The following is a 17,025-nucleotide window of genomic DNA, read 5'->3' as shown; positions in this document are numbered from 1 at the left end:
ATGTTCGACATCGGCTGGACCGAGATGCTGGTGATCGCGATCGTCATGATCGTGGTCGTCGGGCCTAAGGATTTGCCCAAGATGCTGCGCACTTTCGGCCGCACGACGGCGAAGATGCGCGGCATGGCAGCCGACTTCCAGAAACAGTTCAACGACGCGCTGAAGGAGGCCGAGCTTGACGACGTCAAGAAGTCGGTCGATTCACTCAGAAGCCTCAACCCGGCCGCCGAGATCAGGAAACAGCTCAATCCGTTCGAGCAGGCAGCAGCCGACGTCCGTTCAGGCGTCGACGCGGTGATGAAGCCGAAGCCGGCCGTCGACCCTGCCGCGCCGGCTGCTTCGAGCCCGCAGGATACCGAGCTGAAGAATGGCGCGACGGTGCTGCCGGGCGTCAAAGCCCCGGAAGCGGCGCCGGCGGCGCCGACCTTTCCGGCGATGACCGATGAGTCGGTGACACCGCCTGTCGCGGCGGCGACGCCGGCTGCACCGCAAAAGGCCTCGGCAGCGAAGGCGAAGGGTGCGCCAGCGAAAGCGATGCCGGCCTCCAAGGCCGCAGCGAAGCCAGCGGCAGCAGCGGCAAAACCTGCTGCGACGAAGACCGCGGCTAAAAAGGCCGAGCCGAAGCCTGCACCGGCAGCGGCGAAGAAGCAGGCTGCAGCCGCCAAAAAGACGGCGGGAGCCGCCAAGTGAGCATTTCGGAAAAGGACGAGATTGATAAATCGGCGGCTCCGCTGATGGAGCATCTGATCGAGTTGCGTCGGCGGCTGATGTGGTCGATCGGCGGGTTCTTCGTTGCCTTCCTGTTCTGCTTCTTCTTCGCCAAGCAACTGTTCAACCTGTTGGTGATCCCGTTCAAATGGGCGACTCAATGGGCAGGGCTCGACCCGCACAAGGTCGAGCTGATCTACACGGCACCGCAGGAATTCTTCTTCACCCAGGTCAAGCTGGCGATGTTCGGCGGCATGGTGATTGCCTTTCCGCTGATCGCCACGCAGATCTACAAATTCATCGCGCCCGGCCTCTACAAGAACGAACGCAACGCTTTCCTGCCGTTCTTGATCGCTTCGCCGATCCTGTTCCTGATGGGCGCGTCGCTGGTCTATTTCTTCTTCACGCCGATGGTGATGTGGTTCTTCCTCGCCATGCAGCAGGCCGGCACCGACGACCAGGTGCAGATTTCGCTGCTGCCGAAAGTGTCGGAATATCTCAGCCTGATCATGACGCTGATCTTTTCCTTCGGCCTGGTGTTCCAGTTGCCGGTGGTGACCAGCCTGATGACACGGGTGGGCATGCTGTCGTCCGAGGCGCTGGTTGAAAAGCGCAAATGGGCGATCGTCATCGCCTTCGTCGTGGCGGCCATTCTGACACCGCCCGACCCGATAAGCCAGATCGGCCTGGCCGTTCCCACGATCCTTCTCTACGAGGTCTCGATCTGGTCGGCCCGGCTGATCGAGCGCAGCAAAGAACGGGAACGTCTCGCACGCGAGAAGCGGGAAGCTGCGGAAGCGGCGGCCGAAAAGGCAGCGGACGCGTCGTCGACGTAGGCTGTATCAGGCGGGTAGCACTATCTTCAAAATCTGCGGGACAGCGCCCCCTCTGTCCTGCCGGACATCTCCCCGAACGAACTCGATCTTCACATCTTGCATCGGTCAAGGATGCGGTTTACGCCCTCTGACCTAGCTCAGGAGCGTTCAGGACCATGCTTGACATCAAATGGATTCGCGACAACCCGAAGGCCCTTGTCGAGGCGCTCAGGAAGCGCTCGTGGTCCGCCGAGGACGCGCAGTCCACGGTCGATGATCTGATCGCCAGGGACGAGGCGCGGCGCGAACATCTGACCGAGCTGCAGACCAGGCAGGAGCGCCGCAACGCTGCTTCGAAGGAGATCGGCAACGCCATGCGTTCGGGTGACGCCGCCCTTGCCGAAAGGCTGAAGACCGAGGTCGGCGAGATCAAGGCTTTCATCCAGAACGGCGAGGCGCGCGAACGCGAACTCGACAAGGCGCTGAACGACGCGCTGGCGGTGCTGCCCAATGTGCCGCTCGACGACGTACCGGTCGGCAAGGACGAGCACGACAATGTCGTCAAGCGCATCGTCGGCAAGGTGCCGACCCGCCCGAACTGGGTGAAGGAGCACTTCGAGATCGGCGAAGCGCTCGGCATGATGGATTTCGAGCGGGCGGTGAAACTGTCCGGCTCGCGGTTCACGGTGTTGAAAAGCGGACTGGCGCGGATGGAGCGCGCACTCGGCCAGTTCATGCTGGACCTGCACACGACCGAGCATGGTTATGAGGAGATCCAGCCGCCTCTGATGGTGCGCGATGAGGCAATGTTCGGTACCGGACAATTGCCGAAATTTGAAGAAGATTTATTTCAGACGCAAAAGCGCGTTGAAGAGCTTCCATCTTTTGAACGGTTTTTTGACAACGTAAAAGCCAAGACTTGGGCGGCGCTGCCAGAAGTTCAAAGAGAATACAAGGAGCGAACCGGAAAAGAGATGACCACCGAGGAGGCATTCTCCTCGTTTAATGCCGCTATGGAACAGGGTATGGTCGATTACCGGCGACAATATGACGAGGCAAAAGCGCTGGCCTCTCGGCTGTGGCTCATCCCGACCGCAGAAGTCCCACTCACAAACCTTGTGCGCGAGGACATCACATCGCATGAAAAACTGCCGCTGCGATATACGGCGCTGACGCCGTGCTTCCGCTCGGAAGCGGGCTCGGCCGGGCGCGACACGCGCGGCATGCTACGCCAGCACCAGTTCTACAAGGTCGAGCTGGTGTCGATCACCGACCAGGACTCCTCGCTCGCCGAACACGAGCGGATGACCGAATGCGCCGAGGAAGTGCTGAAGCGTCTTGGCCTGCCGTTCCGCACCATGACGCTGTGCACCGGCGACATGGGCTTTGGTGCGCGCAAGACCTACGACATCGAGGTCTGGCTGCCGGGCCAGAACGCCTATCGCGAGATTTCGTCATGCTCGGTCTGCGGCGATTTCCAGGCGCGGCGCATGGACGCCCGCTACAAGGACAAAGACGGCAGGGGCAACCGCTTCGTCCACACGCTGAACGGCTCCGGCACCGCCGTCGGCCGCGCTCTGATTGCTGTCATCGAAAACTACCAGAATGAGGATGGCAGCGTAACCATTCCTGAAGCGCTTCGGCCTTACATGGGCGGTCTGGAAAAGATCGAATCAAGATAATGCGCATCCTCCTGACCAACGATGACGGCATCCATGCCGAGGGCCTTGCATCGCTCGAACGCATCGCCCGCACGCTGTCGGACGACGTCTGGGTGGTGGCGCCGGAGCAGGACCAGTCCGGCTACGCGCATTCGCTGTCGATCTCGGAGCCACTGCGCCTGCGCAAGATTGGCGAAAAACACTTCGCCGTGCGCGGCACGCCGACCGACTGCGTCATCATGGGCGTGAAGAAGATCCTGCCCGCAACACCCGACCTGATCTTGTCCGGTGTCAATTCCGGCGCCAACATCGCAGACGACGTCACCTATTCGGGCACCGTTGCCGGCGCCATGGAAGGCGCGCTGCTCGGCGTGCGTTCGATCGCGCTCAGCCAGGCCTATTCCTATCTCGGCGAGGATCGCGTCGTTCCCTATAAGACCACCGAGGCGCTGGCGCCGGCGCTGCTCAAGAAGCTTGTCGCCATGCCGCTGCCGGACGGCGTGCTGCTCAACGTCAATTTTCCGAATTGCGCGCCAGAAGTGGTCGCCGGCACGGTGGTCACCTCGCAAGGCAAGCTCGTCCACAGCCTGTGGGTCGACGAGCGCCGCGATGGCCGCGGACTTCCTTATTATTGGCTGCGCTTCGGCCGCGAGCCGGTCGAGGGCAAGCAAGGCACCGACCTCCACGCCATGCGCAACCGGCTGGTATCGGTGACGCCGCTGCAGCTCGATCTCACCGCTCATGAAATCCGCGATCAACTGACCAAGGCGCTCGCATGAACCTGAACCATGGTCCGACGGTCGACGACCGCGAAGGCTTCGCCGCTTTCCTGCTCCGCCTGCGTGGCAAGGGCGTCGTGCCGAAGGCGCTGATCGCCGCCTTCGAGGCGACGCCGAGGCGCGGCTTCCTTTCCGCGCAGTTCCATCCGATCGCCTGGTCGGACCGCATGCTGCCGATCGAATGCGGCGAGGCGATCGAGGGCGCCGATCTGCAAGCTGCGGTAATCGCAGCACTTGCCATCGAGCCGGGCAACCGCGTGCTTGAGATCGGCACCGGGTCGGGCTACACGGCGGCGGTGATGTCGCGGCTTGCCGCGCGGGTCGTCACCGTCGACCGCTACAAGACGCTGGCCGAGCAGGCCAAGCAGCGCTTCGAGGCGCTTGGCATCGGCAATGTCATCGTGCGCCAGGCGGACGGCTCCAACGGACTGGCCAATGAAGCGCCGTTCGACCGCATCGTCGTATGGGCGGCCTTCGACAGCCTGCCGCGCTTTCTGCTCGACCAATTGTCGAGCGGCGGCATCGTCATCGCTCCGATCGGACCCGAGGAGGGCGAGCAGGTGCTGGCCAAACTGACTAAGGTCGGCAGCCGCTTCGAACGCGAGGACATCGGTCTCGTCCGCCTGCAGCCGATCCTGCGCAGCGTAGCCGCGGTCATCTAGGTTCTGTCGATATTCAGGTGATGGCGCAACCGACCTGTCTGGTCGCTTCGCGCCCGTCTGTGACTCGGCCCTACCTGAACCTCAACCCGACCAGGTCCAGCCTTAAATATTTTAAGAAAATTTGCGTCTGATTCTAAAGGTTTAACCGACCGGTAACATTAACGCGCTTTAATCACGGTCAGTCTGTACCGGGTATCTGCGGGTAAAAGCGATGCAATTCAGTATTTTGAAGGCAAACGGACGCAACCTGGCGCGTGGTTTCGCTGTCCTTATGGTTGCGGGCACCGCGGCGGGATGCAGTTCCCAGGTCTCGCGGTTCAACAGCGTCGATGATGTCTTCACCTCCTCGACCAACAACCAGCGCAGTATCATCGACAAGCAGGACGCCGCCCAGCCTTATCCGGGCGATGCGCCGGTGTCGGCCGCGCCGCTCGACGGCAGCCATACCCAGTCGGTCAGCCGCTCAAGCCTTGAACCGGTTACGACGCAGCAACTGCCGCCGGTCAGCCAGTCGCAGCCGGCGCCCGCCGCCAGTCCGGCCCGCACCGCTTCGGCGCCCGCCGCCTCACAGGTTGACCGTACTGCAACCGGGACAGCGGCGAAGCCGTTCAAGAACGCACAACCTGATGCTCCGCGCATGGCGACGGCAGGCGGCGAACCGCGTGCCACCGAGATCGTCGTTAGGGATGGCGAGACCATCTCCGGCCTGTCGCGGCGCTACGGCGTGCCCGCAGACGCCCTTATGAAGGTCAATGGGCTAAGCGCGACCAACGGGCTGAAGACCGGCCAGAAGCTCGTCATCCCCGCCTATGCCTATTCAGGCAAGAAACCGGCGCCGAAGCTTGCTGACGCCAAGCCTGCGAACGACACCAAGCACGATTTGCCGGCCAAGGCGCCGGAGATGGTGGCCGTGCTGCCGCAGCAGCCGAAGCTCAAGGAGGGCAAGTCCGCCGCGCAGGTGGATGCATCGGCCGCGGCAAGCCAGCCGAAGGACAGAAAAGCCGCATCCAAGACGACTGGTGCCGGTGGCTCCTACACCGTCCAGCAGGGTGATACGTTGTCGGCCATCGCCAGGAAGACCGGCGTCGGCGTGGTTGCGTTGAAGCAGGCGAACGGCATGCAGGACGGTCTGCTCAAGATCGGCCAGACCCTGAAGGTGCCAGCTGGCGGAACCGCGACAGTTGCCAGCGCCAAGCCGGCAAAGGTCGATCCGGTAACGACTGCCACCACCCCGCCTGCGGCAACGACCACGCCGTCGGAGACGCTCGCCGCCTACACGCCGCCCCAAAAGGCCGCGAAGGTCATCCAGCAGGCAGAGGATGACGACGCGGTGGCGCCAAACGCCACCGGTATCGGCAAGATGCGCTGGCCGGTACGCGGCCGCGTGATCTCCAGCTTTGGCGGCGGCAAGGACGGTGTCGACATCGCCGTGCCGGAAGGAACCCCGGTCAAGGCGGCCGAGAACGGTGTCGTCATCTATGCCGGCGATGGTCTTAAGGAATTCGGCAATACGGTTCTGGTGCGCCACGAGAACGGGTTGGTTACAGTCTATGGCCACGCCCGCTCGATCGAGGTCCAGCGCGGCCAGAAGGTCAAGCGCGGCCAGGAAATCGCGCAGTCCGGCATGAGCGGCACCACCGACTCGCCGAAACTGCATTTCGAAGTCCGCAAGAATTCGGCGCCGGTCGATCCTTCGACCTATCTTGAATAAAAGAAAGTCGATCCTTCGACCTATCTCGAATAGAACAAGAAAAGCAATTGCGCGCCGCCTGACCTCCAGTCCGGCCCGCCGGCTCAGCCCGCTCCGCAAGGGGCGGGCTTTTTCGGTCACTCGGCCTAGAGTCGCCTCGAGAAAAAATGCCAGTTTCGCGACAAAGCGCTGGCACCTAGACGCAGGATCTTTTCACGAAAAGTCAGAATTTCGCGACAGGCTCTTGCGACGCTCTCAGGCCTTCGTTGATCCGGTAAAGAAGCCCTCTAGTTCCGCAAAGCCCATGGCTTCCTCGGAAAACCGGAAGGTCCCTGCTGACCTCATCTCCCGCGCGGCGCGGACGAACGTGCCAAAAGCGAGCCGCGCCAGTGCCGAGCCGACACTGATCCGTTTGACGCCGGCGTCCGCTAGCTCGGCTACCCCAAACGTAGCGCCGGGCATGCCCATCACGACATTGACCGGTTTCGTCACGGCGCCGCAAACAGTGCGGATCATGCCGAGATCATGGAGGCCGGGCGCATAGAGCACATCGGCTCCGGCCTTCTCGAAAGCTTGCAATCTTCCAATGGTGTCATCCAGATCGGGACGACCCCACAAGAAGTTCTCGCAGCGCGCCGTCAACACGAAATCATGCGGGAGTGTGCGGGACGCTTTCGCGGCCGCCTCAATGCGCTCAACCGCGAGCGTAAAGTCGTAGATCGGATCATCGCGCTGGCCGGTATGATCTTCAAGGGAACATCCGACCAGACCGATGTCGGCAGCGGCTTGGATCGTCTCTGCGGCGCTCTCCGGGTTATCGCCGAATCCCTTTTCGAGATCGGCCGAGACGGGCAGTGGTGTCGCCGCCACGATGGCCCGACAGTGGCTCAAGGTATCCTCCCGCGAGACCTGCCCCTCAGCGACGCCAAGAGCGAACGCCATACCGGCGCTGGTGGTGGCGAGGGCACGAAAACCCATGGCTGCGAGAATCCGTGCCGTGCCGGCATCCCAAGGATTAGGGATGATGAACGCGCCCGGTTCCTCATGGAGCCTGCGAAACGCTATGCTCTTGCTTTCCATCTGCATTCCCCTTCGGCGGCTGCGTCACCGAACTTGGCCGGAAACATGGCACCCGGAAACATGGCACAATGCGTGGAACGAATAAAGAACAGCGCCGCACGAGGCGGCTTGCCAATCCCCCCGATAAATACAATGGGAAAGGCTAGGCGGTTGGGAACGTTCCAGCGTCCGGTCGCCGGCACGAGAAGCTGGCCGGCAACACGCCGTCAGTTTTCAGATACTCTCGACAGCAGTTAATCCTTGAGCTGCTTGCCGAGCCGGCCTGCCAGATCCTGGGTGAATTGCCAGGCGACGCGGCCCGAACGGCTGCCGCGCGTCGTCGCCCATTCCAGTGCCTCGGCGCGTAACGTCGCGGGATCGATGGCAAGGTCGTGATGGCTGATATAACCGTCGATCATGTCGAGATACTCGTCTTGCGAGCATTTGTGGAAGCCGAGCCAGAGGCCGAAGCGGTCGGACAGCGAGACTTTTTCCTCGACCGCCTCTGACGGGTTGATGGCGGTCGAGCGTTCATTGTCGATCATGTCACGCGGCAAAAGGTGGCGCCGGTTTGAGGTAGCGTAGAAGATCACATTGGCCGGGCGGCCCTCGACGCCGCCTTCGAGCGCCGCCTTTAGCGACTTGTAGGACGTGTCGTCGTGGTCGAAGGACAGATCGTCGCAAAACAGGATGAAACGGTAAGGTGCCGCCTTCAGTAAATTCATCAGCTTCGGCAGCGTGTCGATGTCCTCGCGGTGGATTTCGATGAGCTTGAGCGGCAGGTCCAGCTTTGCCGATGCGTTGACCGCTGCATGCACGGCCTTGACCAGCGAGGATTTTCCCATGCCGCGTGCGCCCCACAACAGCACGTTGTTGGCTGCGTAACCGGAGGCGAAACGCTCGGTGTTGTCGACCAATATGTCGCGGACGCGGTCGACGCCGCGGATCAGGCCGATGTCGACGCGGTTGACCTTGAGCACCGGCTCCAGATAGCCGGGATCAGCTTGCCAGACAAAGCAATCGGCCTCGCCGAGGTCGGTTTCCGGCACCGGCGGCGGGGCGAGGTGGGCGACCGCCTCGATCAGGCGGTCGAGCTTCTTGTTCAGGGCTTCGATGGTGCTGTCGGTCATTTCTTGTCTTTTTGTTTTTGCATTCAGGAGGGTGTGACAACGGAACCTATTTGATTTCGGCGGTTTCGGAGCCGGTTCCAACCTTTTGTTGGAGCGTGATCTTTTCCGAAAACCGGACCTCGTTTTTCGGGATCATGCTCTAACACGGCTCAACCAGCCGGAAAAGCAGCTGAAATGCCTGGCTGCGCAGTTGCATTGGGAACTTTACCGACTATATTCCGGCCAAATTTCACGGGGCCGCCAAATTTCCCCAGGACGGTTTGGCGGCTGTTTTTCAAAATTCAGGAGTACTTCGATGTTCGTGACACCGGCATATGCCCAAGGCGTCGGCGCCTCCCCGGATATGTTCATCAGCATTTTGCCGTTTGTCCTGATTTTCGTGATCATGTATTTTCTGATCATCCGGCCGCAGCGCACGCAGTTGAAGAAGCGCGGTGAGATGCTGGCGGCGGTTCGCCGCGGCGACACGGTCGTTACTGGCGGCGGTTTTGTCGGCAAGGTGACCAAGGTGATCGACGACAATGAGCTCGAGATCGATCTCGGCGGTGGCACCAAGGTAACGGCGCTGCGCTCGACGATTGCCGATGTGCGCGTCAAGGGCGAGCCAGTGGCGAACCAGAACGCCAAGAAATAGCCTGATGTCGGCGGAACGATCCGCGGCAGGGCTCTGACGGACGACGCCATTTGCTGTATTTTCGCGCTTCAAGACCGTTTTGATCTGTCGGCCACCCCAGGGCGCCAACGATCTTGTGATGCCATTGCGCGCTGGTCGCTTGCCGGCAAGATTGACAATAGTTGAAGAAAGCCCGATGGCAGCACCAAAGTGAACTGCCTGTGTTCGACAATCACCCATGTGCGGACCGAAGGCGAGGCAGTGGCGAAGCAGAACGCCAACAAATAACCCAATTCCGGGCGGAACGATCCGCCAGAACGCCCTGACGGACGACGCCATATGCTCTATTTCTCGCGCTTCAAGATGATCCTGATCTGGCTGGCCGTGGCCGCCACAGTGATCTTCGCTGCGCCCAATCTTTTCTCAGCCAGCACGCTGGCCAAGCTTCCCGATTGGGTGCCGAAGCGCCAGATGACGCTCGGCCTCGATCTGCAGGGCGGCTCGCATATCCTGCTCAGGATGGATCCGAACGATCTGACCAAGGATCGGCTGGAGACGACGCGCGACCAAATCAGGACACTGCTGCGCGACGCCAAGATCGGTTACACCGGCCTTGCCGGATCAGGCCGGACCGTGCAGGTCCGCATCACCGATCCCGGACAGGTCGATGCCGCCAAAACGGCGCTGAAGACACTGACCGACCCGGTGGCGGCCGGCCTGTTCAGCGGCGGCTCCGTCCAGGAGATGTCGCTGGATGATTCCGAGCCCGGCCTGCTCAAATTCACCGTTACCGACGCCGGCATCAAATACCGCACGTCGACGGCGCTGGCGCAGTCGCTCGAGGTCGTCGAGCGCCGCGTCAACGAACTCGGCACCACCGAGCCGATCGTGCAACGCCAAGGCGACGACCGCATTCTGGTCCAGGTGCCGGGCCTGCAGGATCCGCAAAGGCTGAAGGAAATTCTTGGCCAGACCGCCAAGCTGACCTTCCAGATGGTCGACCAGTCGATGCCGGTGCAGGACGCGCTCAACGGTCGTCCGCCGGCGGGATCCTCGGTTCTGTATTCGCAGGACGATCCGCCGGTTCCATATCTGATCGAGAACCGCGTCATCGTTTCGGGCGAAAATCTCGTTGATGCGCAGGCGACGTACAATTCCCAGACCAATGAGCCGGTGGTTTCGTTCACCTTCGATTCCAAGGGAGCGGCGCGTTTCGGCCAAGCCACCTCGCAGAATGTCGGCAAGCTGTTTGCCATTATCCTCGACAATCAGGTGATTTCGGCGCCGCAGATCCGCGAACCGATCCTTGGCGGCAGCGGCCAGATCTCGGGCAATTTCACCGCCGAGAGCGCCAACGACCTTGCCGTGCTTTTGCGTGCCGGCGCGCTGCCGGCGACGCTGACGGTGATCGAAGAGCGCACAGTAGGCCCTGGGCTCGGCGAGGATTCCATTCACGCCGGCAAGGTCGCCGGCGTGATCGGCTCCATCCTCGTCGTCGTGTTCATGTTCGTGGCCTACGGCTTTCTCGGCTTCATTGCCAACATCGCGCTGGCGGTGCATGTGGCGATGATCATCGCGTTGCTGTCGTTGCTCGGGGCGACACTGACATTGCCGGGCATTGCCGGCATCGTGCTGACCATCGGCATGGCGGTCGATTCAAACGTCCTCATCTACGAGCGCATCCGCGAGGAGCGGCGAAACGGTCGCTCTGTCATCCAGGCGATCGACACGGGCTTTTCGAAAGCGCTGGCGACCATCGTCGATTCGAACGTCACCTCGCTGATCGCGACCGTGGTGCTGTTCTGGCTCGGGACCGGACCGGTGAAGGGCTTTGCCGTAACCTTCGCCATCGGCATTCTGACCACCGTCTTCACCGCCTTCACCTTCACCCGGCTGCTGGTGTCGATCTGGCTTCGCCGCGCCCGCCCGAAGGAGTTGCCGCGCGCGCCGGTGACCTTCGTCCCGCCGGGTACGAGAATTCCATTCATGGGGATTCGCCGCTGGACTTTCGCGCTGTCCAGCGTGCTGTCGATCCTGGCGGTCGTGCTGTTCATGACCGTCGACATCAATTACGGCATCGACTTCAAGGGCGGTTCGCTGATCGAGGTCCAGGCCAAGGATGGCACCGCCGACATTGCCGACATTCGCGGCAGGCTTTCGGAACTCAACATCGGCGAAGTGCAGGTCCAACAGTTCGGTGACCCGAACGACGTCTTGATTCGCGTCGGCACGCAGGAGGGCGGCGAGAACGCCGAACAGACCGTCATCGACAAGGTGCGCGGCGAGTTGCAGGACCATTACGATTTCCGCCGTGTCGAGGTGGTGGGACCGACGGTTTCCGGTGAACTCGCCAAGCAAGGCACTATCGCCATGCTCATCGCACTGCTCGGAATCCTGATCTATGTCTGGTTCCGCTTCGAATGGCAGTTCGCGGTCGGCGCCATCATCGCCACAGTCCACGATGTGGTCATGACGATCGGCTTCTTCGTCATCACCGGTCTCGAATTCAACCAGTCGTCGCTTGCGGCGATACTCACCATCATCGGCTATTCGCTCAACGATACAATCGTCGTCTATGACCGTGTTCGCGAAGACTTGAGAAAATACAAGAGGATGCCGCTGCCGCAATTGTTGAACAATGCCATCAACGAGACGCTGTCGCGAACGACGCTGACCTCGGTGACGACGATGCTCGCGCTGCTGGCGCTGGTGCTGTTCGGCGGCGAGGTGATCCGCTCGTTCACGCTGGCGATGCTGTTCGGCGTCGTCTTCGGAACCTATTCGTCAATCTTCATTGCCGCCCCGCTGCTCATCCTGTTCAAGCTGCGGCCACAGGCCGCGACGGCCGATGAGGAGAAGCCGGTGGGCGGCGGCAAAGCCTTGGCAACCTGACGATTGCCGCGCTAGAAACATCTATTTGCTAGTGGTCCCTATGGTTCTAACATTCGCAAACGACGCTGTTGGAATGGGATGCGAATGTTAGAATCGGATCACTAGTGGCAAAAGGCATCGTCATCCGCGAAGCGCATTTCCCCAGCCGCGCGCCGATCGAGGCCTACGGCAATGGCGGGTTTCGTTTCGCCGACATGTCGCATCGCGGCTCGCTCCTGTGCCTGCCGTCGGGCATCTATGGCTGGGAGCCGGCTGATCCCCTGGCACTGACGGCGGCGGATTTCGCCAAGCTGCTCAACGAGGCTGACAAGGTCGAGATCCTGCTGGTCGGCGCCGGCAAGGATCTCAGGCCGTTGCCGGCGGCGCTGCGTGCTGCGCTGAAGGCGGCGGGCATTGCGGCCGATCCGATGTCGACCGGCGCGGCCGTGCGGACCTACAATGTTCTTCTGGCGGAAAACCGCGCGGTGGCCGCCGCACTGATTGTCGTCGAGTGACGTGAGCGAAAACGCCAAAATCGTCATGGAAACGGTACGAGCCGCCGACCATGACCGCTATGTTTCCGCGCTCTATGCGCCCGAGGACAAGCGTGACGCACTTTTTTCGCTCTATGCCTTCAATGCCGAGATATCAGGCATTCGCGACCGTATCCGCGAGGCACTGCCGGGCGAAGTGCGGCTGCAATGGTGGCGCGATGTCATCGCAACCGAGGGCAATGGGGACGGGGTTGGCCATCCTGTCGCGGACGCGTTGAAGGCCACGATTTCCGCCTACCGCCTGCCGAAACCCGCCTTCGAGAACATGCTCGAAGCCCGTGTTTTCGATCTCTATGACGACCCTATGCCGTCGCGTACCGATCTGGAAGGCTATTGCGGCGAGACCGCAGCGGCGCTCATCCAGCTTGCAGCGATGGTGCTTGATCCCGTCGAAGCGCCACGGTTTGCCGAACTTGCGGGCAGGGCAGGTTGTGCACAAGCGATGACCGGCCTTTTGCTGCTGCTGCCATTGCACCGCAAGCGCGGGCAGTGCTTTGTCCCGGCCGACATTCTGGCCGCGGCAGGGTCGTCGCCGGAGGAGTTCGTTGCGGGCAATGGCGGGCCCGGAGCGCAACGCGCTGTCGCGGCGATGATCGCGCTGGCGCAAGAACATCTTGCAGCTTTCGAAAGCGGTGCATCGGCGTTGCCGGTTTCGCTGCGACCGGCATTTTTGCCGCTGGCCTTGTCGCGCGCCTATCTCGGCAAGATGGAAAGTTCTCGTCGTTCGCCTCTGAACGGCGTTGCGCGGCTCTCGGCCTGGCGCCGGCATTGGCTGCTGTTGCGCCGCGCTACGCGAGGCTGGCCAGACGCCTGAAAGCTGACAAGTATGCAAGTATGAAGGAATCCGGGGAGGAACGGGAAGCCGGGACTGCCGCCGCGCTCGTTGAACTGGGCGAGTAACTGTCCATCACGATGGTTCGTTCGATCCGCCATCGCGCATCAGCGTCTCATAATCGCGGCCGCCGTAGAAGATGTTGACGATGCGGACGAGATCGTCGCTGACAATGTAGGCGATGATGGCGGAGTGCTCGAACGGAACCGTTCGCAATCCCGGAACAATGTCGTCGCGCTGGCGGCCACCGCGAGGCGCGTTGCCGATGCTCTGGCAGCGGTCTTCGATGCGCAAGACGAATTTCAGCGCGACGTCCGCACTTCCGCCGGTGTCTACGATGTTTCTGAAAATGTCGGCCAGATCATTCCTGGCGGTTTCTCGATACTCGACTTCAAGCCGCTGAATCATCAGCACGGCTCGAATGTCGGGCGACGAATCCCCGAAGGTGAGCGCGAACCTCTTCTCCCGAATAGCCTGGCCTTGTGTCCTCAATCGACGCCTTCACGCGCGCCCTGATCGATGCCATCCGCTCGGCATGTTCCTCCTCTTCGCGCTGGAAGGCGCGAAGGGCTGCGCGGATGACCTCGCTTGCCGATCCGAAGGAGCCGTCCTCGACTTTTTCGCGGATCATGCGCGCCATGGCGGGCGTGACGGTGACTGACAGTTTCTCGGCGGGCTCCATGGAATTGCTCCTGTGGTGGAGAGTAGGATAATATCCTACTCTCCTGTCGATCGATCGACAAGAACAGACAGGCGGACTATTCCGCCGCTTCCGTCGCCGGTGATGCAAGTCCCAGCCATTCGCGGCAGTCGGCCAGCGCGCGCGATGTTACCGCACGTCGCTTGGCGATGGTCTTGTCCTTGCCGCGCAGGCGCTTTCCCTCGGCTTTCGGCGCTTCGACCGGGGGGAAAAGGCCGAAATTGATGTTCATCGGCTGGAAGGAGCGCTTTCCCGGCTCGTCGTCGGAAACGATGTGACCGCCGGTAATATGGTTGAGCAGCGCCCCAAAAGCTGTGGTCATTGGCGGCAGCGCCGGCGCGTGGCCCAACCGCTCGGCGGCGGCAAAGCGCCCGGCAAGCAGGCCGATGGCGGCACTTTCGACATAGCCTTCGCAGCCGGTGATCTGACCGGCGAAGCGCAGGCCGGGCCGCGACTTCAGCTGCAGCGATTGGTCAAGCAGCGTCGGCGAATTGATATAGGTGTTGCGGTGCAGGCCGCCGAGGCGGGCGAATTCAGCGCTTTCGAGGCCCGGGATGGTGCGGAAGACGCGCACCTGCTCGGCGTGCTTCAGCTTGGTCTGAAAGCCGACCATGTTGTAGAGCGTGCCCAGCGCATTGTCCTGTCGAAGTTGCACGACGGCATAGGCCTTCACCGATGGATTGTGCGCATTGGTAAGCCCCATCGGCTTCATCGGCCCATGGCGCAGCGTCTCGACGCCGCGCTCGGCCATGATCTCGATCGGCAGGCAGCCGTCGAAATAGGGCGTGCCTTCCCATTGCTTGAATTCGGTCTTTTGGCCCGCCACAAGCGCCCCTACGAAGGCGAGATATTGCTCCTTATCCATCGGGCAGTTGATGTAGTCCTTACCGGTGCCGCCGGGCCCGACCTTGTCGTAGCGTGACTGGAACCAGCAAAAGTTCATGTCGATTGTGTCGAAATGGACGATCGGCGCGATAGCATCGAAGAAGGCGAGCGCGTCGGCGCCGGTCACTTCCGCGATCGAATGCGCGAGCCCAGGTGAGGTCAGCGGGCCCGTGGCGATGATCGCCTGGTCCCAGTCCGCCGGCGGCAGGCCGGGTACTTCCTCGCGCCGGATGGTGATGAGCGGGTGCGCTTCGAGCTTTCTGGTCACCGCTTCGGAAAATCCGTCGCGGTCGACGGCAAGCGCACCGCCGGCCGGCACCTGGTTGGCATCGCCAGCGCTCATGATCAGCGAACCGGCCAGCCGCATTTCGGCGTGCAGCAGCCCGACGGCGTTGGTTTGCGCATCGTCGGAACGGAAGGAATTGGAACAGACGAGCTCGGCCAGCCCATCCGTCTTGTGCGCATCGGTTCCGCGGACAGGACGCATTTCGTGCAGGACAACGGGAACGCCGGCTTCGGCCGCCTGCCAAGCGGCTTCGGAGCCGGCGAGACCGCCGCCGATGACGTGAATGGGATTCTTGTTCATGAGCGCCGAAATAATCTCTTGTAGCTGCGATTGCAATTGCAGGAGTTCGCCGGACTGTTGGCGCCAAGTGCTGCAATCGTCTACTGTCGGAGAATGGACGGGAGTCTCGGGAACTTTGCCAGAGCGACCTTTCTGACAGTCGTGATCGCCATGGGCGGATCAGCGGCCGCCGGCGAACTGGCCGCGACGGCTTCCAAGCGGATCCCCATATGCCACGGCTACAGTTGCAACTATCGCACGATGCTGGCGCTTGGCCCCGGTGACGGCGCGCGTTTCCGCTCTATCCTGCGTGCGGGTGCGGGTTCGCCCCAAGCCGAGCGCTCCGCTATTTCGAAGGCTGTCCGCTATTTCGAGCAGCGCATTTTCCGGGCCACCGGCATTCGCGATCTGCCGCAATCGGAATTCGGTGCATCGCGCATCAGGGGCCAGATGGATTGTGTCGACGAATCAACCAATACGCATGCGCTGCTGGTCTATCTTGCCGAGCGAAAACTGCTCAGGTTTCACAGGGTCGAGGACAAGGCTTCGCGAGGTCTTTTTGTCGACGGACGCTATCCCCATTGGACGGCGGTGATCAGCGACCGCGGGGGCACCGAATGGGTGGTGGATTCCTGGTATGCGCCGATGGGCGGCGCACCGGACATTTTTCCGTTGAGCCAGTGGAAGAAACGGGGCGTTCTGGAAAGCGGTGCGCTGGACTGACGACGGGGACATCCCGCCAAAACGGCTCTCAGGCTGCTTCGACCCTGAAAAACAACAACACCCGCCGGGGGAGGAGGTCCGGCGGGTGTCGTTTTGCTGGTCGATCCTCGGGAGGAGGTGAAGATCGACCGTATTCGTCATCGCCGGGGAGGAGGTCGGCTTTGACGAAATTCCTTTCGCCTGGTGAAAGGGGGCGAAACCCTTTTGGGACGAAATTCCTTTCGCCCCTGGGACGAAATTTGTTTCGCCCTGGGGAAACAACGCCCGCCGCGGGAGGAGGTGCGGCGGGCGCCGTTTTTGTGGTCAACCCTCGGGAGGAGGTGAAGGCTGACCGTATTCGTCAGGGTCGGGGAGGAGGTCGACCCTGCCGAAATTCCTTGACTAGATCGCCTTGCGGGCGATGCTCTTGATCTCTTCGCGGACGATGCCGAGATCATGCAGCTGGCGGTTCGAAAGGCGACCCAGCTCGGTAACCGTCGAGCGATAAACGCGCCAGTTACGATAGTTGCGGATCAGGTTCATTGTCGTTCTCTTTTCAAGTCAAACTGGTTCGGACCATTTGCGGTCCGAAGAGGATTAGACCGCCTTGCGGGCGACGTAGTGAATGTCGCTGCGGCTGATGCCGAGGTCGGTCAGTTCGCGGGTGCTCAGGCGGCTCAGCTCGGAAACGGTGTCCCGGTAGCGGCGCCAGTTGCGGTAGTTGCGGATCAGGTTCATGGTATTTCTCGTTTCGTCTTTCTTCCGGATCATTCCGTCTTTGTGTACGCCCTGAAGATAG

At 61.7% G+C, this 17,025-nt stretch carries 18 protein-coding genes; 11 read left to right on the top strand and 7 right to left on the bottom strand.

What is annotated here, in order from left to right; all coding sequences use genetic code 11:
• The 6 genes from tatB (at position 1) to CIT26_RS17615 (ending at position 6,336) form a co-directional block, all read left to right on the top strand.
• Complete coding sequence (gene tatB, locus CIT26_RS17640) at positions 1-690, top strand: Sec-independent protein translocase protein TatB (protein ID WP_095493765.1); 690 nt, start codon at positions 1-3, stop codon at positions 688-690.
• Positions 691-734: 44 nt separating this feature from the next.
• Entirely contained in the window at positions 735-1,544 is an 810-nt protein-coding gene (gene tatC, locus CIT26_RS17635) for a twin-arginine translocase subunit TatC (RefSeq protein ID WP_095493799.1), read from the top strand.
• Positions 1,545-1,699: 155 nt separating this feature from the next.
• A complete protein-coding gene (gene serS, locus CIT26_RS17630; protein WP_095493764.1) occupies positions 1,700-3,205 on the top strand; it encodes a serine--tRNA ligase in 1,506 nt (501 codons plus the stop codon).
• Positions 3,205-3,963: a 5'/3'-nucleotidase SurE gene (gene surE / locus CIT26_RS17625; RefSeq protein WP_095493763.1), complete on the top strand. Its 759-nt coding sequence runs from the start codon at positions 3,205-3,207 to the stop codon at positions 3,961-3,963. The genes serS and surE overlap by 1 nt, the downstream gene beginning before the upstream one ends.
• Positions 3,960-4,625 (top strand): protein-L-isoaspartate(D-aspartate) O-methyltransferase, encoded by a 666-nt coding sequence (locus CIT26_RS17620; RefSeq protein ID WP_206072778.1) that lies wholly within the window; start codon positions 3,960-3,962, stop codon positions 4,623-4,625. Before surE ends, CIT26_RS17620 begins: the two co-directional genes overlap by 4 nt.
• 211 nt (positions 4,626-4,836) lie before the next feature.
• On the top strand, positions 4,837-6,336 hold the full coding sequence (locus tag CIT26_RS17615; RefSeq protein ID WP_095493762.1) for a peptidoglycan DD-metalloendopeptidase family protein: 1,500 nt from the start codon (positions 4,837-4,839) through the stop codon (positions 6,334-6,336).
• 234 nt (positions 6,337-6,570) lie between these two features.
• Here CIT26_RS17615 and CIT26_RS17610 read toward each other — a convergent pair whose 3' ends face one another.
• Positions 6,571-7,401, bottom strand: coding sequence for an isocitrate lyase/PEP mutase family protein (locus CIT26_RS17610; protein WP_095493761.1), 831 nt, complete (start codon positions 7,399-7,401; stop codon positions 6,571-6,573).
• A gap of 227 nt (positions 7,402-7,628) precedes the next feature.
• A complete protein-coding gene (locus CIT26_RS17605; protein WP_095493760.1) occupies positions 7,629-8,504 on the bottom strand; it encodes an ATP-binding protein in 876 nt (291 codons plus the stop codon).
• 295 nt (positions 8,505-8,799) lie between these two features.
• Here CIT26_RS17605 and yajC point away from each other — a divergent pair, with 295 nt between their 5' ends.
• From yajC to CIT26_RS17585, 4 genes are all read left to right on the top strand, one after another.
• Positions 8,800-9,138, top strand: a complete 339-nt coding sequence (gene yajC / locus CIT26_RS17600) for a preprotein translocase subunit YajC (RefSeq protein WP_008876289.1) — start codon at positions 8,800-8,802, stop codon at positions 9,136-9,138.
• A gap of 318 nt (positions 9,139-9,456) precedes the next feature.
• Positions 9,457-12,009 carry a protein translocase subunit SecDF gene (gene secDF / locus CIT26_RS17595; RefSeq protein ID WP_095493759.1) on the top strand — a complete coding sequence of 851 codons (2,553 nt, stop codon included), beginning with the start codon at positions 9,457-9,459 and terminating at the stop codon, positions 12,007-12,009.
• A 104-nt stretch (positions 12,010-12,113) separates the two neighbouring features.
• Positions 12,114-12,503, top strand: a complete 390-nt coding sequence (locus CIT26_RS17590; protein WP_095493758.1) for an Mth938-like domain-containing protein — start codon at positions 12,114-12,116, stop codon at positions 12,501-12,503.
• A gap of 25 nt (positions 12,504-12,528) precedes the next feature.
• Positions 12,529-13,356 carry a phytoene/squalene synthase family protein gene (locus tag CIT26_RS17585; protein ID WP_095493797.1) on the top strand — a complete coding sequence of 276 codons (828 nt, stop codon included), beginning with the start codon at positions 12,529-12,531 and terminating at the stop codon, positions 13,354-13,356.
• A gap of 93 nt (positions 13,357-13,449) precedes the next feature.
• Here the strand turns inward: CIT26_RS17585 and CIT26_RS17580 are convergent, their stop codons facing one another.
• The 3 genes from CIT26_RS17580 to trmFO all read right to left on the bottom strand — a co-directional run bounded on the left by CIT26_RS17580 (position 13,450) and on the right by trmFO (position 15,545).
• Positions 13,450-13,782: a type II toxin-antitoxin system RelE/ParE family toxin gene (locus CIT26_RS17580; RefSeq protein ID WP_095493757.1), complete on the bottom strand. Its 333-nt coding sequence runs from the start codon at positions 13,780-13,782 to the stop codon at positions 13,450-13,452.
• On the bottom strand, positions 13,766-14,056 hold the full coding sequence (locus tag CIT26_RS17575; protein ID WP_095493756.1) for a type II toxin-antitoxin system ParD family antitoxin: 291 nt from the start codon (positions 14,054-14,056) through the stop codon (positions 13,766-13,768). The genes CIT26_RS17580 and CIT26_RS17575 overlap by 17 nt, the downstream gene beginning before the upstream one ends.
• Before the next feature lie 76 nt (positions 14,057-14,132).
• Positions 14,133-15,545 (bottom strand): methylenetetrahydrofolate--tRNA-(uracil(54)-C(5))-methyltransferase (FADH(2)-oxidizing) TrmFO, encoded by a 1,413-nt coding sequence (trmFO, locus tag CIT26_RS17570; RefSeq protein ID WP_095493796.1) that lies wholly within the window; start codon positions 15,543-15,545, stop codon positions 14,133-14,135.
• Between the two features lie 150 nt (positions 15,546-15,695).
• Between trmFO and CIT26_RS17565 the strand changes: the two genes are divergently transcribed.
• Complete coding sequence (locus CIT26_RS17565) at positions 15,696-16,247, top strand: hypothetical protein (protein WP_095493795.1); 552 nt, start codon at positions 15,696-15,698, stop codon at positions 16,245-16,247.
• Between the two features lie 381 nt (positions 16,248-16,628).
• Here CIT26_RS17565 and CIT26_RS17560 read toward each other — a convergent pair whose 3' ends face one another.
• Together CIT26_RS17560 and CIT26_RS17555 are read right to left on the bottom strand one after the other, a co-directional pair.
• A complete protein-coding gene (locus CIT26_RS17560; RefSeq protein WP_023802557.1) occupies positions 16,629-16,769 on the bottom strand; it encodes a DUF1127 domain-containing protein in 141 nt (46 codons plus the stop codon).
• A 54-nt stretch (positions 16,770-16,823) separates the two neighbouring features.
• Positions 16,824-16,964, bottom strand: coding sequence for a DUF1127 domain-containing protein (locus CIT26_RS17555; protein WP_091596947.1), 141 nt, complete (start codon positions 16,962-16,964; stop codon positions 16,824-16,826).
• Positions 16,965-17,025: the final 61 nt, after the last annotated feature.

This window comes from Mesorhizobium temperatum, from assembly GCF_002284575.1.
In the GTDB taxonomy this organism is placed as follows: Bacteria; Pseudomonadota; Alphaproteobacteria; order Rhizobiales; family Rhizobiaceae; genus Mesorhizobium; species Mesorhizobium temperatum.
This window is presented reverse-complemented; position numbering and strand designations above follow the sequence as displayed.